General features: G+C 63.5%; 21 protein-coding genes. 11 read left to right on the forward strand and 10 right to left on the reverse strand.

Features of this window, described 5'->3' with window-relative positions:
* The first annotated feature begins 217 nt into the window (after window positions 1–217).
* Window positions 218–1306, forward strand: coding sequence for an NYN domain-containing protein (locus E4631_RS08255; RefSeq protein ID WP_317129125.1), 1089 nt, complete (start codon window positions 218–220; stop codon window positions 1304–1306).
* 81 nt (window positions 1307–1387) lie between these two features.
* Here the strand turns inward: E4631_RS08255 and E4631_RS08260 are convergent, their stop codons facing one another.
* The gene (locus tag E4631_RS08260; RefSeq protein WP_133659631.1) at window positions 1388–1840 is read right to left on the reverse strand and encodes a PaaI family thioesterase; all 453 of its coding nucleotides are present in this window, start codon (window positions 1838–1840) and stop codon (window positions 1388–1390) included.
* A gap of 173 nt (window positions 1841–2013) precedes the next feature.
* On the opposite strand from E4631_RS08260, the gene E4631_RS08265 reads away from it, so the two are divergent.
* The gene (locus tag E4631_RS08265) at window positions 2014–2505 is read left to right on the forward strand and encodes a YajQ family cyclic di-GMP-binding protein (RefSeq protein WP_133659632.1); all 492 of its coding nucleotides are present in this window, start codon (window positions 2014–2016) and stop codon (window positions 2503–2505) included.
* Between the two features lie 112 nt (window positions 2506–2617).
* Window positions 2618–3412, forward strand: a complete 795-nt coding sequence (locus E4631_RS08270) for a TerC family protein (protein ID WP_262709787.1) — start codon at window positions 2618–2620, stop codon at window positions 3410–3412.
* On the opposite strand, the gene E4631_RS08275 is transcribed toward E4631_RS08270, so the two are convergent.
* From E4631_RS08275 to E4631_RS08285, 3 genes are all read right to left on the reverse strand, one after another.
* On the reverse strand, window positions 3409–3804 hold the full coding sequence (locus tag E4631_RS08275; RefSeq protein ID WP_133659633.1) for a hypothetical protein: 396 nt from the start codon (window positions 3802–3804) through the stop codon (window positions 3409–3411). The genes E4631_RS08270 and E4631_RS08275 overlap by 4 nt on opposite strands.
* A 74-nt stretch (window positions 3805–3878) precedes the next feature.
* The gene (locus tag E4631_RS08280; protein WP_166648245.1) at window positions 3879–6608 is read right to left on the reverse strand and encodes a M36 family metallopeptidase; all 2730 of its coding nucleotides are present in this window, start codon (window positions 6606–6608) and stop codon (window positions 3879–3881) included.
* A 291-nt stretch (window positions 6609–6899) separates the two neighbouring features.
* A complete protein-coding gene (locus E4631_RS08285; RefSeq protein WP_133659635.1) occupies window positions 6900–7439 on the reverse strand; it encodes an RNA methyltransferase in 540 nt (179 codons plus the stop codon).
* Window positions 7440–7743: 304 nt separating this feature from the next.
* Between E4631_RS08285 and mutS the strand changes: the two genes are divergently transcribed.
* The 4 genes from mutS to E4631_RS08305 all read left to right on the forward strand — a co-directional run bounded on the left by mutS (window position 7744) and on the right by E4631_RS08305 (window position 13396).
* Complete coding sequence (gene mutS / locus E4631_RS08290) at window positions 7744–10425, forward strand: DNA mismatch repair protein MutS (RefSeq protein ID WP_133659761.1); 2682 nt, start codon at window positions 7744–7746, stop codon at window positions 10423–10425.
* A 100-nt stretch (window positions 10426–10525) separates the two neighbouring features.
* Window positions 10526–11221, forward strand: a complete 696-nt coding sequence (gene msrA / locus E4631_RS08295; RefSeq protein WP_133659636.1) for a peptide-methionine (S)-S-oxide reductase MsrA — start codon at window positions 10526–10528, stop codon at window positions 11219–11221.
* Between the two features lie 113 nt (window positions 11222–11334).
* Entirely contained in the window at window positions 11335–12507 is a 1173-nt protein-coding gene (locus tag E4631_RS08300; RefSeq protein WP_133659637.1) for a methionine aminotransferase, read from the forward strand.
* A gap of 94 nt (window positions 12508–12601) precedes the next feature.
* On the forward strand, window positions 12602–13396 hold the full coding sequence (locus E4631_RS08305; RefSeq protein ID WP_133659762.1) for an amidohydrolase: 795 nt from the start codon (window positions 12602–12604) through the stop codon (window positions 13394–13396).
* A 14-nt stretch (window positions 13397–13410) separates the two neighbouring features.
* On the opposite strand, the gene E4631_RS08310 is transcribed toward E4631_RS08305, so the two are convergent.
* A complete protein-coding gene (locus tag E4631_RS08310) occupies window positions 13411–15306 on the reverse strand; it encodes a mechanosensitive ion channel family protein (RefSeq protein WP_133659638.1) in 1896 nt (631 codons plus the stop codon).
* Window positions 15307–15451: 145 nt separating this feature from the next.
* Window positions 15452–17800 (reverse strand): T9SS type A sorting domain-containing protein, encoded by a 2349-nt coding sequence (locus E4631_RS08315; protein ID WP_133659639.1) that lies wholly within the window; start codon window positions 17798–17800, stop codon window positions 15452–15454.
* A gap of 151 nt (window positions 17801–17951) precedes the next feature.
* Between E4631_RS08315 and murF the strand changes: the two genes are divergently transcribed.
* Window positions 17952–19250: a UDP-N-acetylmuramoyl-tripeptide--D-alanyl-D-alanine ligase gene (murF, locus tag E4631_RS08320; protein WP_133659640.1), complete on the forward strand. Its 1299-nt coding sequence runs from the start codon at window positions 17952–17954 to the stop codon at window positions 19248–19250.
* Between the two features lie 101 nt (window positions 19251–19351).
* Here murF and rfbC read toward each other — a convergent pair whose 3' ends face one another.
* Window positions 19352–19900, reverse strand: a complete 549-nt coding sequence (gene rfbC, locus E4631_RS08325) for a dTDP-4-dehydrorhamnose 3,5-epimerase (RefSeq protein ID WP_133659641.1) — start codon at window positions 19898–19900, stop codon at window positions 19352–19354.
* A 157-nt stretch (window positions 19901–20057) separates the two neighbouring features.
* Complete coding sequence (locus tag E4631_RS08330) at window positions 20058–21209, reverse strand: glycosyltransferase family 4 protein (protein WP_240734767.1); 1152 nt, start codon at window positions 21207–21209, stop codon at window positions 20058–20060.
* A 108-nt stretch (window positions 21210–21317) separates the two neighbouring features.
* On the opposite strand from E4631_RS08330, the gene E4631_RS08335 reads away from it, so the two are divergent.
* Complete coding sequence (locus tag E4631_RS08335) at window positions 21318–21614, forward strand: cytochrome c (RefSeq protein ID WP_240734799.1); 297 nt, start codon at window positions 21318–21320, stop codon at window positions 21612–21614.
* A 38-nt stretch (window positions 21615–21652) separates the two neighbouring features.
* Here the strand turns inward: E4631_RS08335 and E4631_RS08340 are convergent, their stop codons facing one another.
* Window positions 21653–22306: a response regulator transcription factor gene (locus E4631_RS08340; protein WP_166648246.1), complete on the reverse strand. Its 654-nt coding sequence runs from the start codon at window positions 22304–22306 to the stop codon at window positions 21653–21655.
* An 88-nt stretch (window positions 22307–22394) separates the two neighbouring features.
* A complete protein-coding gene (locus E4631_RS08345; protein WP_133659644.1) occupies window positions 22395–24359 on the reverse strand; it encodes a tetratricopeptide repeat protein in 1965 nt (654 codons plus the stop codon).
* A gap of 241 nt (window positions 24360–24600) precedes the next feature.
* Between E4631_RS08345 and hflX the strand changes: the two genes are divergently transcribed.
* Complete coding sequence (hflX, locus tag E4631_RS08350; RefSeq protein ID WP_133659645.1) at window positions 24601–25938, forward strand: GTPase HflX; 1338 nt, start codon at window positions 24601–24603, stop codon at window positions 25936–25938.
* Between the two features lie 135 nt (window positions 25939–26073).
* Entirely contained in the window at window positions 26074–26568 is a 495-nt protein-coding gene (locus E4631_RS08355; protein ID WP_133659646.1) for a histidine phosphatase family protein, read from the forward strand.
* Window positions 26569–26596 lie beyond the last annotated feature (28 nt).

The following is a 26596-nucleotide window of genomic DNA, read 5'->3' on the forward strand; positions in this document are numbered from 1 at the left end:
CCTTTCTTAGCTTCGCATCGGAGCGAGTGGCGGAGCGGCGGTAATGTATCCTAACGTGAATTATAGTATTAACTCCGGTTTGCTACCGTGCGCCGTGCCTTTCGCTGATTTTTAATGTGTTAGCTCGCTAAACTATTCGCTAGCGGGCGCTATTTCAACTGCTACCCAATTCTTAAATTTTTACCCCCACCAACGTTCCAGATTTATTATGAACCAGATGAATAGTCCGCTCATCCGGGTCGGCGTGTTTTACGACGGCAATTATTTCCTTAAAATTAGTGATTATTACTATTTCCAGCATGAGCGCAAAGCCCGTATCAGCCTCGAAGGCTTGCACGAGTTTATTCGGCATCAAGTAGCTGAGGAGGAAGATGTCGATGTTCGCCTAGCCCAGATTACTACCTCTCATTTTTTCCGGGGCCGGCTATCGGCTACCGAAGCCCGTGACAAGGACCGGCTCTTTCACGACCGCCTGCTTGACGATATCCTGATGAACCTGGGCGTGTGCACGCACTACATGCCCTTGAAAACCCGCGACGGCCGCCTGCAGGAGAAAGGTATCGACGTGTGGCTCAGCCTCGAAGCGCTGGAAATGGCGCTGCACAAAACCCTCGACGTGGTGGTGCTCATCGCGGGTGATTCGGACTACGTGCCGCTCATCCGCAAGCTCAACACGGTGGGCACCCGCGTGATGCTCCTCAACTGGGACTTCAAATATGAAGATTTCAAGGGCGAGACCCGTGTAACCCGCGCTTCGCAGCACCTGCTGGAGCAGGCTACCTACCCCGTTGCCATGCACGCCGTTATCGACCGCGGCTTGCAGGAGCAGGACGAAGTAGTGGAGAATATGTTCGTGACCCAGAGCGAGCCCGCGGCTTTTGCCACGATGCCCGCCCCTGCGGCCACCAACGGCCACAGCACTACGCAGACCTACCCCACGGCCTCGCCGGCGGCCCTGGCGGCCAACGCTGCCAGAGCGGCCGCCGCCGCGCGGCCCACTGGCCCCACCGCCGCCGGTCCGGTCGGCACCGTAGGCATCAGCACCATCAAGAACCTGAAGAACGGCTTCGGCTTCGTGGTGATGCCGCCTAACAACTTGTTTTTCAGCTATGCCGACTTGTCGGAAGGTGACTTCAACGACCTACGTGAGGGCGATTGGGTGGAGTTCACGGTGGGCCGCAACCACCGCGACGAAGACTGTGCCCGCAACGTGCGCAAAGTAGCCGCGCCCAACCTGAACGGCGACGAAGATGGTGACTATGAGCCCAGCACCGCGGCGGCGCAGTCCGTTGGTGCCGTACTGTAGTTAGCCAAGTTTACGTAAAAGAGAAGGGGTAGGGAGGCCACGCTATTGGGTAGTAGCGTGGCCTCCCTACCCCTCCTTTTTTCACAGCTGGCGCTTCGAGGCCGGGTAGCGGTTGAAGGTGCCGAGGCCTTGCGCCACCGCCTGCTCGGTGCCGTCGGCGCTGGCCCGGTAAATAGTGCCACTCACGACGACGATGGATTTGCCAACGTGCTCGACCTGGGCCACGGCCCGTAGCTCATCGCCCAGCAGCACGGAACGCAGGTAGTTGATTTTGAATTCGATAGTTGATACCAGGTCGCCCTCCGTGAAGGCCTGAGTGAGGGCCGCCGCGCCCAGCGCGGCGTCGAGCAGGCCGGCCAGCACCCCGCCGTGCGCCGTGCCCGGCGACGACAAGTGCGCCTCCCCGATGGCCATGCGGTACTCGGCCTGGCCGGGGGCAGGCACGGTCAGCACCATGCCATTGGCCTGGCCATACAGGTTGATTTGGTTGTAGCGCGCTACCAGGGCGGGCCAATCGGTGGGAGGGGAAGACATAAGGGGGGTAGGGCAAGCCACGAAGGCCCAGGCGGAAGCGTGGGCGCGCCGGCGAAGATGCAACGCAAAGCTGCCAGAGCCTAGCCCCTACCTTTGTCCACATCAACCTATCAGCTGCCGCCAACTGCCCTGGGGCCTGCGGCAGCGGCTTCACTCTTTCCCTGCTTTATTCCATGCCCTCCTTCGATATCGTCAGCAAAGTGGACCCCCAAACGCTGGAAAACGCCATCAATACCGCCAAAAAAGACCTGGCTACCCGCTACGACCTGCGCGATACCAAGGGCGGTATCGAGCTGGATAAGAAGGGTAATACGGTGCTGCTCAGCTCCGAAAACTCCATGCGCATCAAGGCCCTGGAAGATATTCTGCTCACGCGCATCGTGAAGCAGGGCATCGACGGCACGGCCCTCGACTTCACGGCCGAGGAGCAGGCCAGCGGCGCACTCGTGAAAAAAACCGTGAAGGTGCGCGCCGGCGTGGACAAGGACGCGGGCCGCAAAATCATCAAAGCCATCAAGGATAGCAAGATAAAAGTTGAAGCCCAGATGCAGGACGACCAGATTCGGGTGACGGCCAAAAAAATCGATGACCTGCAGGCCGTTATCTCGCTGCTGCGCCACACCGACAATGGCCAGCCGCTCCAGTTTGTGAACATGAAAAGCTAAGGCTGCGCCAATTGTGAGTTAAAAGTTATGAATTATGAGTCGGCTCGGCTCGGCTTGCTCATGCTCCTTTTCAACTCATAACTCATAATTTTCAACTCATAACTCGTTTCATTTGTCACCTTTTGCCGCTTTTTCTGCCGAGCACTTCGCCGCCTTCTCGCAGGTTCAGACCTGGGTTAGCTTGCTCACCCTCACGGTAATGGAAATCGTGCTGGGGATTGATAACATCATCTTCATCTCTATCATCGTCAACCGGCTGGCGCCCAGCGAGCAGGCCCGTGGCCGCACTATTGGCCTGCTGCTGGCGCTGCTGTTCCGCATTGGGTTGCTGCTGAGCATTTCCTGGATTGTGAGCCTGCGCGCGGCGCTGTTCACGCTCAACGTGCCGCCGCTGGTCGAAAACTTTGGCGTGAGCGGGCGCGACCTGATTTTGCTGGCCGGTGGCTTATTCCTGATTTACAAGAGCACTACCGAGATTCATACCAAGCTGCAAGGCGAGGAAGAAGACGAAACGATTGACAAAACGCACGCTAAGCTGCCGGCCATCATCATGCAGATTATCGTGATTGATATTGTGTTCAGCTTCGACTCCATCCTGACGGCGGTGGGCCTCGTCGACAACGTGCTGGTGATGATTGCGGCCGTTATCTGCGCCATGGGCATCATGCTGGCTTTCAGCGGCGCCGTGGCCGACTTCGTAAACCGCAACCCCACCATCAAGATGCTGGCGCTGTCGTTTCTCATCATGATTGGCTTCATGCTGGTGATGGAAGCCACCCACAAGGAGGTCGAAAAAGGCTACCTCTACTTCGCTATGGCCTTCTCGCTGGCAGTGGAGGTGCTCAACATGCGCCTGCGCCGCAAAGCCAAAGCGCCCGTGCACCTGCGCGACTCACCGTTTGATTAGCCTACTACCCGCTGCTCGGCCAGGTCGAGCAGGCGGCGGTTTAGCTCCGCGCGATTTTCGCGGTAGAAAGCCAGCTCTTCGGTGGTGAACAGGCCTACCACCAGGCCCGTGATGGTGGCGCGCAGGCGGGCATTGCGGGCCAGTAGCTCGCCCAGCAGGCGCTGCTGCTCGGTGGGGGCGGCGCCGGCCAGCGGCAGGCGGTAGTCGGCCGCAAAGTCGGCTACCGTGGCCCGCAACACGTCGTGTTGCAGCTTGAGGACCGGGCGCAATACCTGGTGCTGGAAGTCGGCCACCGTGGTGGGGGTAGGGATGGCGGCGGGCTGGCCGGCAATGGCGGGGCGCAGCGCCAGCAGGGCCGCATCGGGCCGGAGTAGGGGGGTAGGGGTAGTCATAGTCCTGCGTAGTACGCACTTAAAAAAAGCCCGGCCGAAGCCGGGCTTTTTTGGTGAAAAGGCCGCCAGCGGGCTTAGCGCTGAATGGTGACCTTGGTGGTGTAGGTGCCGGCCGTGGTGGTCACGCGCACGATGTAGAGGCCGGTGGCCAGGCGGCTGGTGTTCAGCTCAATGCCGGCTTGCTGCATTTGGGCGGCGGGTGCGGTGGCTTGCAGCACCATCTTGCCCAGCAGGTCGAGCACGGCTACCTGCATGGGGGCGGCGCTGCTGAGCTGGGTGCGCACGGTGAGCAGGCCCTGGGCCGGGTTGGGGAAGGCTTCGAGGGCGTTGCTCATGGTAGCGCCGCTTTGGGTGGCCAGGGCCACTACCTGCACGTTGGGCGGCAGGTCAAATGCTTCTTTGATGCCCGTTACCTGCTGAATGCCGTTCGCGCGGTCGCCCTGCACGGCGCTGTAGCCCATGCCGCGGCGGGCAAACGCGTTCCAGATAATGTCGGCGTTGGCGGCGCGATTGGTGAGCGTATCGGCCCGCAGCAGCGCATCGCGGCCATCCAGGAAGCCGGGGTTGCACACTTGCAGCTTGCAGCCGTCGAGCACCAGCTTCAGCATCTTGTTGTTGCCACCGGTAGTAGGAGTCTGGAAATCAGCATTGAAGCCGTACCGGTAAATGAACTGCCAGTTCAAGTCCCAGAGCACGGTGGTCCACACTTCTCCCACATCGTGGGTTTCGCTATACTGGCCCGTACCAGTGCCAAGCTGGGCATAAGTATAAGAATTGATGGCAAAATCGGTAGAGTAGGCTTTGCGGCGAAAGCCCGGTACCCCCAGATAACCCGCCGAACCATAGGAAGCGTTGGCCAGGTAGCTGCCGTTGTAGCGAGGTGTACTCCCTACATCCCCCGCGCGGGTCGTTATCCAGAGGGCAAAGAAGTCGCTCCACCCTTCACCCATCGACTGCGAGCCCATGCTGCTGTTCAGGCAGTTAGAGTTGGCCGGGCCGCCGGTGAGGCGCGTGCTTACGCCGTGGCCGTATTCGTGCGATACCGTCGTATTGTCGAACGAGCCATCGTAGTCGGCCCCGAGCACTGCCGACGCGGTCAGGTTACCCCCCGCCAACAAAGCGGCTCGGAGCTTAAAGCCATCGGCGCCGCTGATGAAGATGGCCGGAATCCGGATGCCCACCGTGTCGGTGCCCCCAAAGCTAACTAAATTAGTGGTAGCCAGCGAGTCAAATACAATAACGGCCGTAGCGCCGTTGGCCTGGGCGCGCTTCACTTTGGGCGCAAACTGATTGTTGGCGCGTGGGTTGAGACTGGTGAGCTGCTGGCAGCCCCCGCGCTGAATAAAAGCAATATTGCCGGCCACCGTGGCCGCATTCAGGTACGGGGAAGCGCACCCGTGGTCGCCCCCATCGGCTGATACGCCATCGTTGACCAGCACCAGTTTGCCCGCCAGGGGCTTTTTGGCAATGCTGGGCCCAAAGCTCACCGACGCAAACCTGTAGCCTCCGGCTACGGTGGCCGGCCCCGTAATGACAAGGTTGTTGCTCAGCGTGTTGTCAAACAAATACATTTGCATCACGCCACTCTGGCCATCGGCAGGGGGGTAGAAATTGGCATTGTCGCGGCCACTGCCATCTTGCGCTTCGGCCCGCACGGGGTCGACACCCGCCCCCGTACCGGTGGCGTTCTTGTACTGAAAATTGCCCGATACCTCATCAAAGCCATGCGCCATCATCACGTCGTGGTTGATGTTGTTCCAATAGAACAGGTTGGTAACGGCGGCATTTAGATTGGCCCGCGCCCCATTGGCTTGCACAAAGGGAAAGTCGAAATTCAACGTCGAGCCACCATCGGGCGAGCTGGTAGGCGAAGCGTAGTTGGCATTGCCCCCGCCGCTTACGGTGTTGCTATTGTCATCGTAAGCGGCCACGTTGTTGCCGCGGGTCAAAAACTTGCCGCTCGATGCCAGGGAATACGAGTTGGGAAACGTGCCGCTCGGCGCCAGGCTCACCTGCCAGCCGTAGGGCGAATACGTGGGGTTGGCGCTCGCCAGCGGCACCACCTGCCGGGGCCCCGAGTCGGGCGACTCCAGCGGCACCGGAAACACCGTGAGGCTGCCCGCCGCGTTGGGGCTCAGTATATTGCGCACGGCGGCGGGGGCCGCCAGCGTAGCCGCCGCTTTAGTAATGGCCCGCTGCTGCTGGCGTTGCGCCAGCTCGCTAAAGGAGGTCAGCTCATGCACTACTTGGTCAGTTTTTCCTGCAAGGCGGCCAGTTTGGGCATCTACCTGAGCCAGCCACACATGCTGCTGGTCAAGCTGCGCGATGGTCACATTCCACACCAGCACCAGCTTGTCACCCTGGCGCGTGTAGAGCAGCCGCACCGGAATATTCTCCTGCGAGATGCCGCCGTTGTTGAATAGTACGCCGTCGGCCACCCGGGCTTCGACCACGGTGCGCAGGGCCACGGGGCGCGGCAGGCCCAGGCTCACGGCGGCGGCCGTCACGGCCTGCTCGGGCGTGAGGGTGGGGGTAGGGCTGCCGGCCTTAGCGGTGGCATTGGCCACAAAGTCCTGGGTAGCGAATACCACTTTGCCCGCGGCATCGGTGTGCACGGCGCCGGTGGCGTTGAACACGGCCAGGCCATTCACCTGCTGCTGCAAGTACGTGTGGGTGAGGCCCGTGCTGGCGTCGAGATAGGAGCTGGTAACGAATGGAGCTGCTGCATCAGCAGGATTTAGCCCTTGAGTTCTGGCCGTGGTAGCGAAGGCAGCCAGTGCCTTGGCCGGGGGCGTCTGCGCCATGGCCAGGCCCGGAAGTGCCAGGGCTGCGGCCAGGGCCAATGCATGGCATCCCGCAAGCGTAAAATGCGACTTCATAAGCAACTAAAAATAGAAAAAAATCAATAAAAAGTAGCGTTGCTTCAAAGATAATCACATGCGGCAAAGCACCAAATGAAGCAGCACAAAAGTCTTCATCGTTGCCGAAACTGATTGATTGAGTGAGTGCTAAAGCGGTTTCAGGGTCAGTGAATAGTAGCGCGAACTACAAAGTTTGCGCTACTGCCCGGCCTACGCAGTGACCTCGAAACTGCTCTAAGCCCCGAAAACAGCGAGTTTGCTGAGCACATCCCACAGCACTACCCCCGCCGCTACGCTCACATTGAGCGAGTGCTTGGTGCCAAGCTGCGGAATCTCGACGGCCGCCTCGCACAGCGCCAGCACGTCGTCGTCTACGCCAAATACCTCATTGCCAAGCACCAAGGCGAGTGGCCGGCCCAGTACCGGCCGAAACTGCGGCAGCGGTATCGAGCCCGTGGTTTGCTCTACGGCCACCAACTGGTAGCCCGCAGCTTTTAGTTCGGTAGCCGCGGCTAAGGTGGTGGCTACGTGCGCCCAAGCCACCGATTCGGTGCTGCCCAGGGCCGTTTTGGTGATTTCGCGGTGCGGCGGCTGGCCCGTCACGCCGCAGAGGTAAATCTTTTCGAGCGCAAAGGCATCGGCCGTCCGAAACACGGCGCCCACGTTGTGCAGGCTGCGCACGTTGTCGAGCACCAGCACCACCGGGCTTTTGGGGGTAGCTTTGAAATCGGCCACCGGCAAGCGGTTTAGCTCCGTCATCGTGAGTTTGCGCATGGGGTAGGGCGGGCGAACTTTGCAGCTCGCCAAAGAGGTTTTGAATTTTTGAAAAAGCCAATAATCGTCTGTCATTGCGAGCCTGCGAAGCAATCGCACCAGAACAAGTCGTGCGGGTGCGATTGCTTCGCAGGCTCGCAATGACAGACGGTTCTATTTTAGTTAACTGATTATTACTGCGAGCCCCAAAGTTCGCGCTCCTGCCTTGTCCACCGCCCCTACCCCCGCCGCCAAGCCCAAGTTCGCCATCAAGCAGCTGGGGCCCGACCACATTGCGCCCGTCCCGGCCTACGACACGCCCTTGATGAAGCAGTACTACCAGCTCAAGCAGCAGCATCCCGGCGCGGTGCTGCTGTTTCGGGTGGGCGATTTTTACGAGACCTTCGGCGAAGACGCCGTGACGGCGGCGCGCATTCTCGACATCACGCTCACCAAGCGCGGGGCGGGCACCGTGAGCGAGGTGGCGCTGGCCGGCTTTCCGCACCACGCCCTCGACACGTATTTGCCCAAGCTGGTGCGTGCCGGCCAGCGGGTGGCCATCTGCGACCAGCTCGAAGACCCCAAGCAGGCTAAAGGCCTGGTGAAGAGAGGGATAACGGAGCTCGTGACGCCCGGCGTGAGCATGCACGACAACACCCTGGAGCGCCGCCAGAACAACTACCTCGCTGCCGTGCACTTCGGCAAAACGGAGGCCGGCATCTCGTTTCTGGACATCAGCACCGGCGAGTTTCTGGCCGCGCAGGGCACCCTCGACTACCTGGGCAAGCTGCTGCAAAACTTCCGGCCCGCCGAGGTGCTATTCTGCAAGCGCAACCGGGCCGAGTTTGAGGGCGAGTTTGGCCCCGATTTCTGCACCTATGCGCTCGATGAGTGGGTTTTCGGGGCCGATTATGCTCACGACACGCTCACGCGGCATTTCCGCACCACCTCACTCAAGGGCTTCGGGGTCGATAATTTGAAGGAAGGCGTGATTGCGGCCGGCTGCATCCTGCACTACCTGGCCGAAACCAAACACTCGGATATTCAGCACGTTGCCAGTCTGGGCCGGCTCGAAGAAGACAAATACGTGTGGCTCGACCGCTTCACGGTGCGCAACCTGGAGCTGGTGCAGGCCCAGCACCCCGGCGGCGTGCCGCTGATTGACATCCTGGACCAGACTCTGACGCCGATGGGCGCCCGCCTGCTGCGCAAGTGGGTGGTGCTGCCACTCAAGGAAGTCAGCCAGATTCAGCGCCGCCTCGACACCGTGGCGGCCCTCGTGGCCGACCCCGAGCTACTAGAGGAAGTGCAGAGCCACCTGCGCGCCATCAATGACCTGGAGCGCCTTATCTCCAAAGTGGCGGTGCGCCGCGTGAATCCACGCGAGTTGCTGCAGCTGGCGCGGGCGCTGGAAAGCATCGCGCCGCTGCGCGAGAAGCTGGCCGGCTCGGGCGTGCGCGCCCTCGAAAAGCTGGCCGACCAGCTCAACCCCTGCACCACGCTGCGCACCGAGATTCAGTCCAAAATCCGACCCGATGCGCCGCTGCTCACCAACCAGGGCCACGTCATCATGGATGGCATCGACGCCGAGTTGGACGAGCTGCGCGCCCTGGCGTTTTCGGGTAAGGATTTCCTGCTCAAGATGCAGCAGCGCGAGCAGGCTACTACCGGCATTTCATCGCTGAAAATAGCTTATAACAAGGTGTTTGGCTACTACCTCGAAGTCAGCAACGCCCACAAAAACAAGGTGCCCGCCGCCTGGATTCGCAAGCAAACGCTGGTGAATGCCGAGCGCTACGTGACCGAGGAATTGAAGACCTACGAGGAGAAGATTCTCAATGCCGAGGAGCAATTATTTGTCATCGAGAGCCGCATTTACCAGGAGGTGATGCTGGCGGCGCTCGACTTTGTGAGCCAGGTGCAGCAGAATGCCCGCGCCATCGGCGTGCTCGATTGCCTGGGCTCGTTTGCGGCCACGGCGCGGCAGTACCGCTACGCCCGGCCCGTGGTGAACGACGGCCCTACCCTCGATATCAAGGGCGGACGCCACCCGGTGATTGAGCGCCAGCTGCCGCCCGGCGAAAGCTACATCCCCAACGACCTGTGTCTGAGCCAGGACGACCAGCAAATCGTAGTGATAACGGGGCCTAACATGGCCGGCAAGTCGGCTCTGCTGCGCCAGACCGCGCTGATAGTTTTGCTGGCCCAGATTGGCTCGTTCGTGCCGGCCGAGGCGGCCACCATCGGCATTATCGACAAGATTTTTACTCGCGTGGGCGCCTCCGACAACCTGAGTAAGGGCGAAAGCACCTTCATGGTAGAGATGACCGAAACGGCCTCCATCTTGAACAATCTCTCGGAGCGCAGCCTGGTGCTGATGGATGAAATCGGGCGCGGCACCAGCACCTACGACGGCATCAGCATTGCCTGGGCCATTGTGGAGCACCTGCACAACAACCCCAAGGCGCGGGCTAAAACGCTGTTTGCCACCCACTACCACGAGCTGAACCAGCTAGCCGACGACTGCCCCCGCGTACGTAACTACCACGTGGCCGTGCAGGAGGCCGACGGCCGCGTGCTGTTCCTGCGCAAGCTGCGGCCGGGCGGCTCCGAGCATTCGTTCGGCATCCACGTGGCGCGCATGGCCGGCATGCCGCCCGCCGTGGTGCTGCGGGCCAACGAAATCATGCACCACCTGGAGCAGGAGCGCGCCAGCGCCGGCCTCTCCGACGCCGTGGACCCCACTACCCCCACTGAGTTTGACGACGTGCTGGCTGGCCTCGATGGGACTGAGGGGGGTAGGGAACTGGCTAAAGCTGCCCAGCCGCGGCCCCGCGCCACCACCGCCGTGGCCACTGCGCCCAAGATTCAGCTCAGCATGTTTGAGCCCAGCGACCCGGCCCTAGAGCGCCTGCGCGAGCTGCTGGCCGGGTTGGATATCAATACCCTGACGCCCATCGAGGCGCTGCTCAAACTGCAGGAGCTTAAAGGGCTGGCGGGGGGGTAGGGGATTGGCGAACCACCCGCCGGCCGTTGGTGTTTGTAAGGAATCCGGTGGCGGTACGTCTAGCGTATAAAACCCATCAGACCCTATTCTCTTGCAACTCATGACTAAGATTTTGTCGGCCGTTTCTGGCCTTGGCCTGCTGGCCCTCGCGGCCTGCGGCTCGCAGCAACCTGCGCAAGCGCAAGCTGCTGGCGGGGGCAGCACGCCTCCTTCCACGGCCGGCTTCGCGCCCAAAGACCTCACGGGTCTGGCTCAGGCTACCTTCGCGGGCGGCTGCTTCTGGGCGCAGGAGGAGGCGTTTGAGCAGATAAAGGGCGTGAAGCAGGTGGTGAGCGGCTACGCCGGCGGCACCGTGCCCCACCCCAGCTACGAGCAGGTATGCGGCCAACAAACCGGCCATACCGAAACGGTGAACATCTACTACGACCCCAAAGTGGTGAGCTATAAAACGCTGGCCGACATCTTCTTTACCGCCAGCCACGACCCCACGCAGCTCAACCGCCAGGGACCCGACAGCGGCCCCGAGTACCGCTCGGCCGCCTTCTACCGCACGCCGGAGGAAAAGAAAGTGCTGGACGAAACTATTGCCAAAGTCAACGCATCGAAGCAGTACGATGGCAAAATTGTGACCCAGGTGGCGCCGCTCAAGGAGTTTTGGCCCGCCGAGGGCTACCACCAGGGCTACTACCGCCTCAACCCCGATAACCCGTACATTATCAACGTGTCGGAGCACAAGGTGGCCCACGTGCGCAAGCTGTTTCCGCAAGATTTGAAGGCCAATCTGCCGGCTATGTAAATTGCCGCGCTGTACTTTTTTGGTAGAAAGCCCCGTTGGCGTAGGTCAGCGGGGCTTTTTGATGTGGCCCCGCCCGTACTTTCGGCCCCGATTTGCCGCCGTTCGCCCGCGTTATGCTTTCTTCCAAGCTGCCCGATGTGGGCGTGAGTATTTTTAGCCAAATGACGCTGCTGGCCCAGCAAACGAATGCCCTCAACCTGGCCCAGGGCTTTCCGGACTACGACCCGCCGCTGGCCCTGCGCGAGGCGCTGGCCCGGCACGCGCTGGCGCCCGGCAGCCACCAGTACGCGCCCATGCCCGGCCTGCCGCGCCTGCGCCAGGCCATTGCGGCGCAGGTGGCCCGCTTGCAGCCCGACGCGCCGCGCCCCAATGCGGACCTGGAAGTGACTATCACGGCCGGGGCCACTGAGGCGCTGTATGGCGTGCTGGCGGCCGTGGTGCGGCCCGGCGATGAGGTTATTATTCTGGAGCCAGCCTACGACCTGTATGGGCCGGCCGTGCGGCTGCAAGGCGGCGTGCCGCGCTACGTGCGCCTCCCTACCCCTCACTTCCGGCCCGACTGGGACGCGGTGCGGGCGGCCGTGAGCCCGCGCACCCGGCTCATCCTCGTCAACTCGCCGCACAACCCCAGCGGGGCCGTGTTCAGTGCGGCCGACTGGCAGGCGCTGGCCGACCTCACGGAGGGCACCGATATCCTGGTTTTATCCGATGAAGTATATGAGCACCTGGTGTTTGACGGCGTGCCGCCGCTCAGTGCGCGCCAGCATCCGGCGCTATGGGCGCGCAGCTTCGTGCTCTCCTCGTTTGGCAAAACCTACCACGCCACGGGTTGGAAGGTGGGCTACTGCCTGGCTCCGGCGGCCCTCAGCGCCGAGTTGCGCCGGGTGCACCAGTTCGTGACCTTTGCGGTGAGCACGCCTACCCAGCACGCGCTGGCCGACGTGCTCGAAGCCGACCATACCGACGCCCACGCCCGCGGCCTGGCCGCGTTTTACCAGGCCAAGCGCGACGAGTTTGCGGGGCTGCTAGCGGGCACGGGCTGGGAACTGCTGCCTGTGCCGGGCGGCTACTTTCAGCTGGCGGGCAACGCGGCATTTTCGCAGCAGGGCGACCTGGCGTTTGCCGAGGAGCTGGCCCGCAAGTGGGGGGTAGCGGTGGTGCCGGTGTCGGCGTTTTACCACGATGGCTACGACCCGGGGCTGGTGCGGTTTTGCTTCGCCAAAGAGTCGGCTACCCTGCGGGCGGCGGCCGGGCGGCTGGCGCAGCCGCCCACGGCGCCAGCTTAGGTAATAGATTAAAAATCACTAACTAACCAGTAGCACTTATCTATAGTCCCTTTATTTTCCCTCTTCAATCCGTTTCCCCTTTAGAAAGCTTGTGATGAATGATTTAACGGTGTCCTTAGTCCAAACCTCCATTCAGTGGCACAACCCGGTTGGTAACCGCGACCTGCTCACCGACCTGCTAGCTTCGGCCCTGAATGGCCCTGGCCTGACTGATTTGATTGTGCTGCCCGAGATGTTTACGACCGGCTTCAGCATGGAAGCCCAGGCGCAGTCCGAGCCCTACCCCGGCCCTACCCTCGATTGGATGTGCTCGCAGGCTGCCTACTACGACGCCGTGATAATGGGCAGCGTGCTCACCCAGGATGGTGACAGCTACTTCAACCGCCTGCTGTGGGTGCGGCCCGACGGCACGCACAGCTGCTACGACAAGCGCCACCTGTTTCGGATGGCCGGCGAGCACGAAGTGTACAAGCCCGGCAACTGCCTGCTGCTGGAAGAGTGGCGCGGCTGGCGCATCCGGCCGCTCATCTGCTACGATTTGCGCTTTCCGGTGTGGAGCCGCAATACCCGCGCTGCGCCCTACGACCTGCTGCTGTACGTGGCCAACTGGCCCCAGCCCCGCACCGAAATCTGGAAGGCCCTGCTGCGCGCGCGCGCTATTGAAAACCAGGCGTATACGGTCGGCGTGAACCGCTTGGGCACCGACGGCCTGGGCCACGATTACGAGGGGCAATCGGCGCTGCTCGATATGCAGGGCGACTACGTGGCGCAGGCTGGCAACCTGCAAACGGTACTCACGCACACGCTGCGCGCCGCGCCGCTGCGCCAGCTGCGCGAGCGGATGCCCTTCCTGCTCGACGCCGACGAATTCGCGCTTTCGGGCTGCTAGCTAGCTTGCCCCGCCTACCCCCGGCTATCGACCCCAAAGCGGGGCGCCACGTAGTCGGGGGGTAGGTACTGGGCCGGAATAGTGGTCTGGTTGCCGTCGCGGGCGGCGCGGTAGTGCGGCGATAGTATCTCTACGCCCGCCGCGTTGAACTGGTCCTGAATGAGCTGGTGAATGCGCGAGTAGATGCCGGCCTGCCGGCTGGCCTCGCGGGTGTAGGCATTGAGCTGGTAGGAGACGTAGAAGTCGTCGAGGCTGGTTTGCAGCACGAAGGGCTTGGGCTCGGGCAGCACGCCCTCGGCCTGGGCGGCGGCGGCCAGCAGCAGTTGGTGCACCTGCGGCCAGGGCACGTCGTAGCCAATGGTAACGGTGGTGTGCAGCACCAGCCCCAGGGTAGGGGCGGCGTTGCTGAAATTGGTAGTATAGCTGCTCATTATCGAGGAATTCGGAATCGTGATTTCCTCGTTTTTGATGGTGCGGATGCGGGTCACGAGCAGGTTTTTTTCGATGATGTCGCCCGTCACGTCACCGATTTTTACGCGGTCACCCAGCTTATACGAGCGCATGTAGGTGAGCACTAAGCCGGCCACGATATTCGACAAAGAGCCCGCCGACCCAAACGTGAACAGAAAGCCCAGAAACACCGACACGCCCTTGAAAATGGGCGAGTCGGAGCCCGGCAAATACGGAAAAATGACCACCAGCAGAAACGCGAACACCATCACCCGCACTATCTGGTAGGTGGGGTTGGCCCAATCGGGGTAGAAGCCGTCGATGGTGAGGCGGCCCTGCCGGATTTCCTCCTTCAAAAAATACACGCCCCGCAGCAGGTAGCGGAATACCGTGACAATGACCACGATAGTAATGAGGTCGGGCAGGTAGTGCCAGAGGGCCAGCAGCATCTTGCGCAGTGGCGTGATGACATAGCCGAGCAGCGTATCGGCCATGCCCTGGGTGCCGGGGAAGATGCTGAACAGCAGCGGCAGCACCAGCGAGATGATGAGAAAGATGGTGACCCAGCGCAGCACGTTCAGCAGCAGCAGGGCCGCTTCGAGGCCGCGGCGGGGCGTCAGCAGCTCATACGTACCCAGCTGCACACCCCGAAACCAAGTCTGCTCCTTATCGGTGAGCCGCCGCCTCAGCCAGCCAAATAGCTGATTGACAAAGCGCACCACAAAGTAAAACGCCACCAGCACCAGCAGCACCAGCCCGGCCTCCTTGAGAATATTGTAGAGGCTGTGGGCCTGCTTGTACTGGGCCACGGCCGCCACAATGCGCCGCCGGTACTGGTGGGCCAGCGAGTCGCGGGTCACGTTCATCCACAGCGCGTCGTTGTCCGAAATGCTCTGGAGCACCGTGGCGCCGTACATGATATCCACGGTTTGCTCCGAGGGGTACACGCGCAGCGAGTCGGCGGCGTACAGTACATCGTCTTCCAAGCGCTTCACCTTGTCGGCGATGAGGTTGGCGCGCTCGCGGGGCAAAAACGGCCCCAGCTTGGTGTAGACGTAGAAGAGCGTGTCGCCGTGGGGGCTCACCGGGTAGCCGCGAGCGTGCACCTTGAGCGAGTCGATGTGGTGGCGGGCGCGGGCCAGGCGTAGCGAGTCGGTGGCGCGCAGGGCGGCCAGCTCCTGCTCCAGCTGGCGGCGGCGGGGGTGGTCCTTGTCCTGGTCCCGGTCGCGCAGGGTTAGCAGCTCTTGTTGCAGCTGGGCCAGGCGGTCGGTGTTGCGCAGGCGCAGCGAGTCGAGCTGGCGCAGGTAGCGCGTGTCGGTAGTCAGGCTTTCGGCGCGGGCCGAGTCGTGGGAGGGGGTAGGGACCGCGGCGGCCGGCGGCGGCGTTTGGCCGGCGGCCGGCCCTGCACTGATTAGCAAGCTGAAAATCAGCAGCCAACTACGGTAAAAATCAATGCGCATTCGTAGCAGATACAACGCCCTAAAAGCAGGGAAGCGGGTTGGAAGCCGGAAGTTAAGCTGCCGAACCATAACCGGCTAGCAGCGACTTCAAAAACAAGTTACTGCCCTGGCCTTTGGCCTGATTGAGCAACGCCCTACCCCCTGCTTACTGGCTCACGGCCAGGCGCTGGCTGGTGGCGGTGCCATCGGCGGCGGTGGCGCGCACCACGTAGAGGCCGGAAGCCAGGCCGCGAAGGTCGAGGGTGTGGGTGCGGGTGAGGGTGGCGTCGGCGCGCACTTGGCGGCCGGCCAGGTCGAAAAGGACCAGGCGGGTAGGCTGGGCGGTGGTGGCGGTGGCAGCCGGGCTGGCGGGGTTGGGGTAGAGGCTGAGGGCCAGCGTGGCGGCGGCCTCGGCGCGGGTGGCCAGCACGGTGGGGTTGCGGCCCACGAAGCTCACGATGCCGCCGGTTTCGGTGCCGATGTAGAGCTCGGGGCTGCCATCGTGGTTGAGGTCGGCGGCGGCGGCGGCAAAGCGCAGCACGTAGCCGTGGCCCAGCCGCGCCGGCTCGTACTGCCCGCTAAACGTATTGTAAAACAGCTCGGTGCGGCCGATGAAATTGCTGCCCTGGCTCCGAAAATTGCTGTATAAGCTCACCGTGCCAATGCCGTCCAGCGTCAGCAGGTCGGGCGTGCCGTCGCCGTCGAAGTCGGCCACGGCGGGGCTTAGGTAGGGTGGGCGGCTACCCCCATCCAGCAGCTTGCCGTAGTCATTATTGGCCAGCACAAACAGGTTGTCGAGGTTGCCGCCGGCCGCCGCGCCCTGGTTGCGGAAGTAGCGCAGGCTGCCGCCGCCCTCGGGCAGGTCGTTGGTGCCCAGTAGCATATCCACGTAGCCATCGTCATCTACATCAAAAAAGCATGGCGTGTCGCCCTGCCGGGCGGGTAGCACGCCGGTGCCCGCCGCGCCCTGCGGCTTGAAGTAGCTGGCCTTGCTAATATCGAAGCTCACGGCCCGGCCGGCCGCGGCGGTGTTCACGATATAATTGATGTGGTTGGTGCTGCCGTTATACACCGAATACACCAGGTCGAGGGCGCCGTCGCGGTTGAGGTCGGCCAGCGCCAGGCGCAGCGACTCGAAGCCCACGGCGGGGGTAAGGGCCGCTTGGGCGGCTAGGCCCAGGTAGTCCTCCGTCACGAGCCGGAACACCGGGCGGCGCGCCGTGCCCACGTTGCGGTAGTAGTAGATACTGGCGCGGTAGTAGCCGCCTACTAGGTCGGCCTGGTTGCCCACCAGCATGTCGGTGAGGCCGTCGCCGTCGATGTCGCCGAAGGCCGGCACCGCGCCCTCGCTGGCGTCGAGCATGTCATTTTGCAAAAAACCATCATTCACCAGGCTGAAGCTGGGCACGGCCGTGGCGCTGGCCGCGCCGTTCTGGTACTGCCGGATGCTGTGGCGCATGCTCACCCGGTCGAGCGAGTTGTCGGTCATGTCGGGCGCCACCACCAGGTCGGGCACGCCGTCGAAGTTGGCATCGAAGGAATACGGCGCCGGAAAAACCGGCAGATTCACCGCCGCGGCGGCCGACGGAAATGCGCTGCTCACGCCCGCCGGGGCCAGCAGCGCATCGATAGTCGAAGTGCCCGAGTTGAGCAGCCGCGTGAGCAGCGGGCAGTTGTCGCGGCCGTCGAGCAGGTCGAGCTTGCCATCGCCGTTGAGGTCGAGCAGCAGCACGTTGTGGCCGGTGCTGTGCAGCGTGCGGAAGGGGGCGCAGTCCGGCGCGCCCTGCAGCTGGTAGCTGGCGCAGTCCACGCAGGCTTTGAGCTGGCCCCAGTAGTTGCTGCTTTGGGTGAAGGAGCTGATGCCGCCGCAGGCCTCGGTGCTGGTGTTCAGGTACAGCTCCAGCACGGTGGAGGCCACGAAGTCGTAGGTCAGAATATCGAGCCGCCCGTCGCCGTTCACGTCCTGAATACAGGGCAGGTTGTACGAGCCAATGTTGAGGTTGCTGATGTAGCCGTTGCCAATCGGGAATCTCAACTGGTTGTTAGCCAGCACAAAGCTGACGTGCCCTTGGGCGTCGGCCACGTTGCGAAACACCCGGATGTCGCCGCCGCTGGCGAAGGTGAACAAGTCGGGCCGGCCGTCGCAGTCGTAGTCGCGCAGCAGCGCCCAGCCGCTGAGGTCGGTCGGAAACGCCCACTCGTAGTCGGGCGCGTACTGCCAGCGGCGGCCGCCTACCCCCGCCACGCTCAGGAAGGTGTAGCTGCGCGAAGTCTGGCGGTCGAAGGCGTAGAGGTCAAGCTGGCCGTCGCCGTTGAGGTCGATGCTACTGAACTGCGGCGTGTTGAGCCCACCCGCCCAGGCCTGGCGCAGCGTGTCGGTGCCCTGCACGATGCTGGCCACGCTCCCAAAGGCAAAGCCAAACTGCGCGCCCGGCGTTTGGGCCAAGGCCCGGCCGGGCAGCAGCCCGGCTAACAGCGCCAGCAGCAGGGCGCCGCGCGAGAAAAGGTTCAGCATAAAAGACGGGCGGTAGGAGATGTACTAACAGCGCAACCCGCGCCCATAGTTTGCGGCGTGGCGTAAAAATTGCCCGTTACTTTGCAGTTGCCGGCCCCCAATCGACTGCCGGCCCGGCGCCATCGCCGGCCTACCCCCTCGGCCCTCCGCCATGACCCTCTACGACCACTACCGCGCCGCCAAAGGCCAGGTTAGTACCGACTCGCGCCAGCCCCAGCCGGGCACCCTGTTTTTCGCCCTCAACGGCCCCACCTTTCGCGGCGCCGACTTTGCCGCCCTCGCCCTTGAAAAAGGTGCCCGCCACGCCGTGGTCGATGATGAGGTGATGGCCACCTGCGACCCCGCCCACTACACCTACGCCCCCGACCCGCTGGCCGCCCTGCAAGCCCTGGCCCGGGAGCACCGCCGCCGCTTTGTGGGCCCCGTGCTGGCCGTGACCGGCTCCAACGGTAAAACCACCACCAAGGAGCTGCTGACGGTGGTGCTAAGCCAGAAGTATAACGTGCTGGCTACCAGTGGTAATTTAAACAACCACATTGGCGTGCCGCTCACGCTGCTGCGCCTGCGCCTGGCCGAGCACAACTTTGCCGTGATTGAGATGGGGGCCAACCACCGGGGCGAAATCGCGAGCTACTGCGAGTGGGCCGCCCCCACCCACGGCCTCATCACCAACATCGGCAAGGCTCACCTCGAAGGCTTCGGCAGCGAGGCCGGCATTGCCCAGGGCAAGGGCGAGCTGTTCGACTACCTGGCCCAGCACGGGGGGGTAGCCTTCGTAAACACCCTCGACGCCAAGCTGCCCGGCCTGGCCGCCGCCGTGCCGCAGCGCGCCACCTACCCCGGCCTCACCGACACCTACCCCGCCACGCTGCTGGGGGCCGCGCCGGCGCTGCACCTGCGCCTGGGCACCGGCCCCGAGGTAGCGGCCCAGCTCACGGGCAGCTACAATTTTCCGAATATGGCCGCCGCCGCCGCCGTAGGGTCATTTTTTCGGGTGCCAGCCGAGCGCATTGCCGCCGCCCTGGCCGCCTACAACCCACAAAACAACCGCTCGCAGCTCGTGCGTACGGCCCGCGGCAACGACCTCATCCTCGATGCCTACAATGCCAACCCCAGCAGCATGGCCGCCGCCCTGCGCAGCTTCGCGCAGCGGCCCGTGGCCACCGGGCAGGGTAGGGTGGCCATCCTGGGCGATATGCTGGAACTGGGCAACAGCGCCACCGCCGAGCACTGGGCCCTGGGCGAGCTGTTGGCCACGCTCAAGCTAACGCAGGTGCTGCTGGTGGGCCCGCTCATGCAGGCCGCCGCCGCCGCCTACCCCCACGCCGCGCACGTGCTCACCAAAGCCGCCGCCGCCGAGTGGCTGGCCCGGCACCCGCTCGCCAGTCAGCTCGTGCTGCTCAAAGGCAGCCGCGGCATGGGCCTCGAAACGCTGGTAGATGTCATTTGACAATTATCAGTCATCAATTATCAGTTATCAATCGTTCAGCCTTTGCTTATTAAAGCGCTGGTTGAACGATTGATAACTGATAATTGATGACTGATAATTGACTAAAACGGATTTTCCAGCTCGGCCAGCGTGGGCAGAATCGCGTCTTTGGGCGACACCAGAGTCTCGCCTTCGAAGCCCCAGTCGATGCCCAGCGCGGGGTCGTTCCAGAGCAGGCCGCCTTCGGCGGGCGGGGCGTAGTAGTCCGAGCACTTGTAGAGAAACAGCGTGTCGTCTTCGAGCGCCACGAAGCCGTGGGCAAAGCCCTCGGGCACGTAGAACACGTTGCCCAGCGTGGCCGACAGCTCCACTTTGGCGTGCTGGCCGAAGGTGGGCGAGCGGTGGCGCAGGTCCACCACCACGTCGAGGGCGCGGCCCTGGGCCACGCGCACCAGCTTGGCCTGGGCGTGCGGCGGGCGCTGAAAGTGCAGCCCGCGCAGCGTGCCGGCCTTCGAGCTGCTCTGGTTGTCCTGCACCCAATGGTGGCGGGGTAAGCCCAGGTTTTCCATGGTGCGGGCGCTGAACGACTCGAAAAACGCGCCGCGCGGGTCACCAAAAATGCGGGGCCGGAACTCCAGCAGGCCGGGTAGGGGATGGGTAATTACTTCCATATTTTCTTGAATTTTAATTTATGGTTTTATAGTCCAAAGCGTTTGTCATTGCGAGCCTGCGAAGCAATCGCACCTGAACGATGCCCGAACGATTTCGTTCAGGTGCGATTGCTTCGCAAGCTCGCAATGACAAACGCTTTGGACCATGAGCCAGAAACTAGGAACTTGTAGTACGTGCCGCCTCGGCCACGGCGGCCAGGTACTGCCGCAGCACGAGCTGCTCGTCAAATTTTTCCTCGGCCAGCTGGCGGCTGGCCTGGCCCATCACGGCGAGGCGGGCGGCGGGCAGCTGGGCCACGGCTAGCAATTTATCGGCCAGGTCGGGGGCCGAGCGCACTTCGCAGAGGTAGCCGTTGCGGCCGTTTTGCACGGTTTCGCGGCAGCCGGGCACGTCGGTGGTTACCAGGGGTTTGCCGCAGGCGGCGGCTTCGAGCAGGGTTTTGGGCGTGCCCTCGCGGTAGCTGGGCAGCACCACGCAATGGGCGTGGTGCAGGTGCTCGGCCACGTTGTCGGAGGTGCCCAGGTACTCCACATTTCCCTCCTGCAGCCACTGCTCAAAGGTGGTGCGGGCCACGCCTACCCCCCCCGCTTCGTCGAGGCCGCCCAGTAGCTGCAGGCGCACCTGGCCGGCGCCCAGCGCCGCCCGCACCTGCCGCGCCGCCTCAAAATATTCCACAATGCCTTTCTCATACAGCACGCGCGCCACCATGAGGAACGTAAACGGCGCGCCCGGCACCGGCCCTACCCCCTCCTGCGGCCGGAAACGCGCCAAATCGACGCCCGAGCCGGGCACCAGGCCCGTGCGCGCCGGCTTGATGAGCCCGTAGCGGATAAATAATTCGCGGTCGTCATTATTCTGAAAAAAAACCTTGTGCGGAAACTGAAACGCCAGCCGGTAGAGCCCGCGCGCCACCTTGCTCACCAGGTTTTCGACGATAAACACCGTGCCGAGCCCGCTCACGTTGTTGATGCTGGGCACGCCCGCCAGCCGCGCCGCCAGCGTGCCGTAGATGTTGGGCTTGATGGTGAAGTGCAGCACCACATCGGGCCGCTCGCGCTTGTAAATGCCCAGGAACCGGCGCGTTAGCTGCGCGTCCTTCACGGGGTTGGTGCCCTTGTTTTCCATCCGGATGGGCACGTAGCGGCAGCCCAGCTCACTTTCGAGGCGCGCCGAGTAGTCGTCGGGCGGCGCAATAGCCAGTACCTCGTGGCCCGCGCCTTGCAGCGCTTTCACCAGCCCGCGCCGAAAATTCCAGATGTTCCAGGACGTATTAATAACGATAGCAACCCGCACAAGAAAGAAAAACAACTTTAACAATAGGAAAACAGCGTAAAGGTCGGGCAGAAACCGGCGCGGCCGGTAGGCCGGGGCCGGTGGCCGTTACTTTCGGCGCAGTTTTCGTGTTATGCACCCGTGATGATTCGTGTAAAGACCGCCGGCCTGTGGCTGGTTTTGCTGGGGGTAGGGCCAGTAGCGCAAGCCGCGCCGCCCGCGCCCGGCCAGCTCCTTTTTCAAAAAAACTGCGTGCGCTGCCACGGCCAGGACGGCCGCCGCGGCCTCAACGGCGCCCACGACCTGACCAAGAGCAACCTCAATGCCTTCGGGCGCACCTACTTGGTTACCAATGGCATGGGTAAGATGCCCCCCTTTGCCAAAAAGCTCACCGCCGCCCAAATTGACGAGGTAGTAGCCTATTCGCTGACGCTGAAGTAGTAGTGCTGCCGACCTGGGCCTGACGCGAGGGGCGGGCCTTACCCCCGCCGGCGCATTGCCTGGGCCAGCAGCTCGCCCTTGGAGTTTACCTGGAGCTTGCGGTACACGCTGCGGATGTGGTTGCGCACCGTATCGAGGCTGATGTGCAGACGCTCGGCGATGAGCTTGTAGCTGAGGCCGTCCTCGATGCCGCGCACTATCTCCAGCTCGCGGGGGGTAAGGGGCTCGCTGGCGGCCGGGGCAGACCGCTGCGTGAGGCGCTGAAAAGCCCGCACCACGTGGCGCGCCACCCCTGGGCTCATGGGCGAGCCGCCGGCCGCCACTTGCAGCAGGTGTTCCTTGAGCTGGGCCAGCGGCGTGTCCTTTACCAGGTAGCCCACGGCCCCGGCACACAGGGCCTGGTACACACGCTCGGCATCGGCGTACACGCTCAGCATCAGCACCTGGGCTTCGGGCAGCCGCGCCAGGATGAGCGGCAGCCCCTCAATGCCCGAGCAGCCAGGCAGGCCGATATCGGAGAGAATGAGCTGCGGCGGCACCGTCGCGCCGGGCAGCGCCGCCAGAAACTCTTCTATCGACCCGGCCACCACCTCGCACTGAAATTCGGGCTGGGCGCGCAGGTACTCGTGCAGGGTTTCCCGAATGGGAGCCTGGTCTTCGATGAGGGCGAGGGGGTAGGGAGCAGCGGGCACAGAGCAAAAGTAACGGCCGCTCTTATGCGGCGACATGACATGAAGATGTTGTTTTCAGGAAGCCCCTTAGCTAGTGCTTGCTAACCTGTTAGACTATTGGTAGCCAAGCTACTAACGTGAAGCCTTCGGGCCCCGATGCCAGGGTGAGCGTGCCGCCCAGCGCCTCGGCCCGCTGGCGCATGTTGCGCAGGCCGTGGCCTTCGGCACGGCCGGGCGCGGGCGCGGCGGGGGGATGCCCGTCGTCTTGCACGCGCAGACCCAGGCGGGGGCCGTCGGCAAAAACACGCACCGTAACCTGCGTGGCCTGGCGGGCGTGCTTCACGGCATTGTGCAGCGCTTCCTTATAGATGAGGTAAAAATACTGGCAGGTGAGGGGCGAAGGGTGCCGGGCGCCGGCCTCGGGGGCCACGGCAAAGTCGATGGCCAGGCCGGCGGGGGGTAGCACCTCGTAGGCGTGGTCGCGCATGTGGGTCAGCAGCTCGGGCAGGGTGAGGGTGCTGGTATGCAGGCCCCACACCACGTCGGCCATCTGGCGGGTGGCCCGGCGGCTGGTGGCGCTCAGGCGCTGCAAGCGGTCCTCGGCCTGCTCGGGTGAGGTGGCGGGGGCTTCGCGCAGTAGGTCGGCCTGCAGGCTCACCTGGGTAAGCAGGTTGCCCACATCGTCGTGCAGGTCGGCGGCCAGGCGCTGGCGCAGGGCCGCCTCGCGGGCGGCTTGGCGGCGGCGGTAGTACAGGCGCAGCCCGCCGGCCAGCGCCAGCGCCAGCAGCACCAGGCCCCCGAGGCCCGCTACCTGCAGGCGGTGGCGCAGGCGCTCTACCGCCTGCTGCTGCTGCAGCAGGTCGAGCTGAATATGGGTGCGCGAGCGCAGGGCGCGGGTTTGTATGGCGGCCAGGCGGCGGCGGGTGTCGGCGCTGCTCAGGCTGTCGGCGTAGTCGCTGGCCAGCAACTGGTACTGGTAGGCGGCGTGGCCCTGCCCCAGCTGGTCGCTGGCCTGGGCCAGCACCTGGGCCGCGTCGTGGGCCTCCAGGCGCAGGTGGTGGGGGCGGGCGGCGGCCAGGCTTAGGCTGGCGTAGCGGCGGGCGCTGTCGGGCCGGGCGGGCAGCCAGGTGCGGGCCAGCAGCAGCGCGGCCTGGGCTACCTGCTCGGGCGTGCCGGTGGCGCGGGCGCGGCGCAGCAGGCCGGCCGTGGTGCGCTGGGCGGCCGCGTGCTCGCCCAGGCGGTCCGTCATTTCGGCAATAGCTATTTCAACGGGCAGCAGGCCGCGCTCATTATACACCTGCCCATACATAGCGCGGGCTTGAATGTAGTAGCGGCGGGCCGCCGCCCACTGCCCCTGCCGGCGGCTGATGTCGCCGAGGCCATAATAAACGAAGCCAGTGCCCAGCGGGTCGTGCGCGGCCGGCACCAAGCGGCGGGCCTGCTCTATGTAAGTACGGGCTGCGGCCACCTCGTCCAGGGCCAGCTCGATGCGCCCCGCCTGCACCAGCTGTATCAGCTCGGCCCGGGGGTTGGCGATGGCGTGGGCCAGGGTTAACCCATCGAGGCTGGGGCCGAGGGCGGCGGCATAGTTGCCCTGCTCGGTATAGATGCGGGCCAGGTTGTAGTAAGCCCGCGTTTGGGTGTAGCGGTTGCCGGTGCGGGTAGCCCAGGCCAGCGCCTGCTGGCTGTGGTAGATGGCCGAGTCGTACTGGTTGCGCACCCGGTAGCCATAGCCCAGGTTGAAATGCGCTTCCACCAGCCCGCGCGCAAAGCCCAGCCGCTGAGCCAGCGCCAGAGCCTGCCGAGCCAGGCGCTGCGCCTGCGGGGCCTCGTTGGTGCGCAGGGCAAAGGCCAGCGTATTGAGGCGTACCACCCGTAGCGTATCGGGCCGTGGGTCGGCGGCCAGCAGCCGGCCGAGGCTGTCGCGCACCACCGCCAGGCGGGCCAGGGGTAGGGGCGGCCCCTGCGCGTGCGCGGTGGCGGGTAGCAGCAGGCTGGCCAGCGCGCCGGCCAGCCGTAGCCAGCGCTTGGCCTCGGCGCCCCCATTCTTCGCCCACGTGCGTTGCTGCTGCATAGTTGCTACTGAACTCAGTTCAGATTAAGCAAATTTAGCGGTTGCCGGCCAGCTGGTTTTTTGGGGGCTGTCCAATCGCTGTTTTTCCGGGTTAGTGAGGCTGCGGGCAGTTCTTACCCTGGGCAGCGGGGCCGGCCGCCCGAGCCAATTGGCCGGCGGCAGGAGTTGGGTTAGCTATTTCTCAACGATTCGCCCGTACTTGGCGTTCTTATTCGGTGCGGCTTCCCCGCGCCTCTTTTCTATGTCCAAATCCAAAGACAATAATGGCCAGGGTAGTACCCGGCACGTGGGCGCCACCGACCACACGCCCGCCCGCCGCGATACCAAGCTCGACCGCCTGCTTAAAACCAAAACCTACGAAACGGCCAAGGAAATCGAAACCGCCGTGCTCGTGAGCGTGCCCCCGCGCCGCCAAACCGATGCGCAAACCACCGAGTACCTCGACGAGCTGGCCTTCCTCATCGAAACGGCCGGCGCCGCGGCCACCAAGCGCTTCGTGCAGAAGCTCGACAAGCCCGACATCCGCAGCTACGTGGGCGAGGGCAAGCTGGCCGAAATAAAAGCCTGGGTGACGCACGAGAAGTCGAGCATGGTCGTGTTTGACGATGACCTCTCGCCCTCGCAGCTCCGCAACCTGGAGGCCGAGCTGAAAGTCAAAATTGTGGACCGCTCGCTGCTCATTCTCGACATCTTCGCGCTGCGGGCCAAGTCGGCCACCTCACGCACGCAGGTCGAGCTGGCGCAGTACCAATATCTCCTACCCCGCCTCACCGGCCTCTGGACCCACCTGGACAAGCAGCGCGGCGGCGTGGGCATGAAAGGCCCCGGCGAAACCGAAATCGAGACCGACCGACGCATTGTGCGCGACCGCATCGCGTTTCTCAAGGAGAAGCTCGAAGACCTTGACAAGCAGGCGCATACTCAGCGCAAGACGCGCACCAACACCATTCGGGTGGCGCTGGTGGGCTACACCAACGTGGGCAAAAGCACCATCATGAACCTGCTGGGCAAGGCCGAAGTCTTCGCCGAAAACAAGCTTTTTGCCACCGTCGATGCTACTACCCGCAAGGTGGTGCTCGACAACCACGTGCCGTTTTTGCTCTCCGATACCGTGGGGTTTATCCGCAAGCTGCCCACCAAGCTCATCGAGAGCTTCAAGAGCACGCTCGACGAGATTCGCGAAGCCGATTTGCTCATTCACGTCGTGGATATCTCGCACCCGGCCTTTGAGGAGCACATGGAGGTGGTGAACGAGACGCTGCGTGAAATCGGCGCCGCCGACAAGCCGGCGCTGTTGGTATTCAACAAGATAGACCAGTATAAGCCGGAGGAAAACCCCGTTCTGGTCTTCGATACGGACGATGCCGCCGACCAGGAGTGGCCCACCGACCAGACGGAGCCCGCGCCGCGCCCGCCGCTGGAGCAGCTCCAGGAAACCTACATGGCCCGCCTGCACGACCCGGTGGTATTCATCTCGGCCCAAAACAAGGAGAACATTGAGGCGCTGCGCGAGCTGCTGGGCCGCCGCGTGGGCGAGCTGGCTGCCAAGCGCTTTCCGCACTTTCAAGCCGGCTACTAGGGGTAAGGCCTACCCCTGCCCGTGCCACACGGCGTGCACTAGCCCCGAATTTACGTTAACCAGCGCCGCGTCTCAAAAAAAGGCTTGCCGTTTGCGGTAAGCCTTTTTTTGTTTGCATTTACCTAGCTTCGTGCCATGAGAACCTTGTATTTAATGCGCCACGCCAAGTCGAGCTGGAGCTTCGATGAGCTCAGCGACCAGGAGCGCCCGCTCAACGACCGGGGCCGCGACGATGCCCCGCGCATGGGGCAGGCCCTGGCCGAGCGCCGCATCGTGCCCGACCTTATTGTGAGCTCACCGGCCGTGCGAGCCATGAGCACCGCCGTGCTGGTGGCCCGCGAGCTGAAGTATCCGTCGGCCAATATTGTGGTGGAGCCGGAGATTTACCAGGCCGACGTTGATGCCTTGCTGGCCGTTATCCGGGGCCTGCCCGACGACGCCCCGGCCGTGCTGCTGACCGGCCACAACCCCACCATTACCGACGTGGCCAACCACCTTTCGCCCTCGCCCCTGAGCGGCGAAATGCCCACGGCCGCTGTTATGTGCCTGCACTTTCAGACGGAGAAATGGGCCGACATCATGCCCCAAAATGCCGAGTTTTACTTCTACGACTGCCCCAAAAACTGCTAGCCGGCCGCTGCGGTGTGTAAAATTACCG

This window comes from Hymenobacter sp. UV11 (genome assembly GCF_004684095.1).
Taxonomy (GTDB): domain Bacteria; phylum Bacteroidota; class Bacteroidia; order Cytophagales; family Hymenobacteraceae; genus Hymenobacter.

Bases quoted from the DNA above. Each gene is read 5' to 3' on its own strand.
- E4631_RS08255 (WP_317129125.1), top strand. From the start codon at position 218: ATGAATAGTCCGCTCATCCGGGTCGGCGTGTTTTACGACGGCAATTAT.
- E4631_RS08260 (WP_133659631.1), bottom strand. From the start codon at position 1,840: ATGTCTTCCCCTCCCACCGATTGGCCCGCCCTGGTAGCGCGCTACAAC.
- E4631_RS08265 (WP_133659632.1), top strand. From the start codon at position 2,014: ATGCCCTCCTTCGATATCGTCAGCAAAGTGGACCCCCAAACGCTGGAA.
- E4631_RS08275 (WP_133659633.1), bottom strand. From the start codon at position 3,804: ATGACTACCCCTACCCCCCTACTCCGGCCCGATGCGGCCCTGCTGGCG.
- E4631_RS08280 (WP_166648245.1), bottom strand. From the start codon at position 6,608: ATGGCGCAGACGCCCCCGGCCAAGGCACTGGCTGCCTTCGCTACCACG.
- E4631_RS08285 (WP_133659635.1), bottom strand. From the start codon at position 7,439: ATGCGCAAACTCACGATGACGGAGCTAAACCGCTTGCCGGTGGCCGAT.
- mutS (WP_133659761.1), top strand. From the start codon at position 7,744: ATGAAGCAGTACTACCAGCTCAAGCAGCAGCATCCCGGCGCGGTGCTG.
- msrA (WP_133659636.1), top strand. From the start codon at position 10,526: ATGACTAAGATTTTGTCGGCCGTTTCTGGCCTTGGCCTGCTGGCCCTC.
- E4631_RS08300 (WP_133659637.1), top strand. From the start codon at position 11,335: ATGCTTTCTTCCAAGCTGCCCGATGTGGGCGTGAGTATTTTTAGCCAA.
- E4631_RS08305 (WP_133659762.1), top strand. From the start codon at position 12,602: ATGAATGATTTAACGGTGTCCTTAGTCCAAACCTCCATTCAGTGGCAC.
- E4631_RS08310 (WP_133659638.1), bottom strand. From the start codon at position 15,306: ATGCGCATTGATTTTTACCGTAGTTGGCTGCTGATTTTCAGCTTGCTA.
- E4631_RS08315 (WP_133659639.1), bottom strand. From the start codon at position 17,800: ATGCTGAACCTTTTCTCGCGCGGCGCCCTGCTGCTGGCGCTGTTAGCC.
- murF (WP_133659640.1), top strand. From the start codon at position 17,952: ATGACCCTCTACGACCACTACCGCGCCGCCAAAGGCCAGGTTAGTACC.
- rfbC (WP_133659641.1), bottom strand. From the start codon at position 19,900: ATGGAAGTAATTACCCATCCCCTACCCGGCCTGCTGGAGTTCCGGCCC.
- E4631_RS08335 (WP_240734799.1), top strand. From the start codon at position 21,318: ATGATTCGTGTAAAGACCGCCGGCCTGTGGCTGGTTTTGCTGGGGGTA.
- E4631_RS08345 (WP_133659644.1), bottom strand. From the start codon at position 24,359: ATGCAGCAGCAACGCACGTGGGCGAAGAATGGGGGCGCCGAGGCCAAG.
- hflX (WP_133659645.1), top strand. From the start codon at position 24,601: ATGTCCAAATCCAAAGACAATAATGGCCAGGGTAGTACCCGGCACGTG.
- E4631_RS08355 (WP_133659646.1), top strand. From the start codon at position 26,074: ATGAGAACCTTGTATTTAATGCGCCACGCCAAGTCGAGCTGGAGCTTC.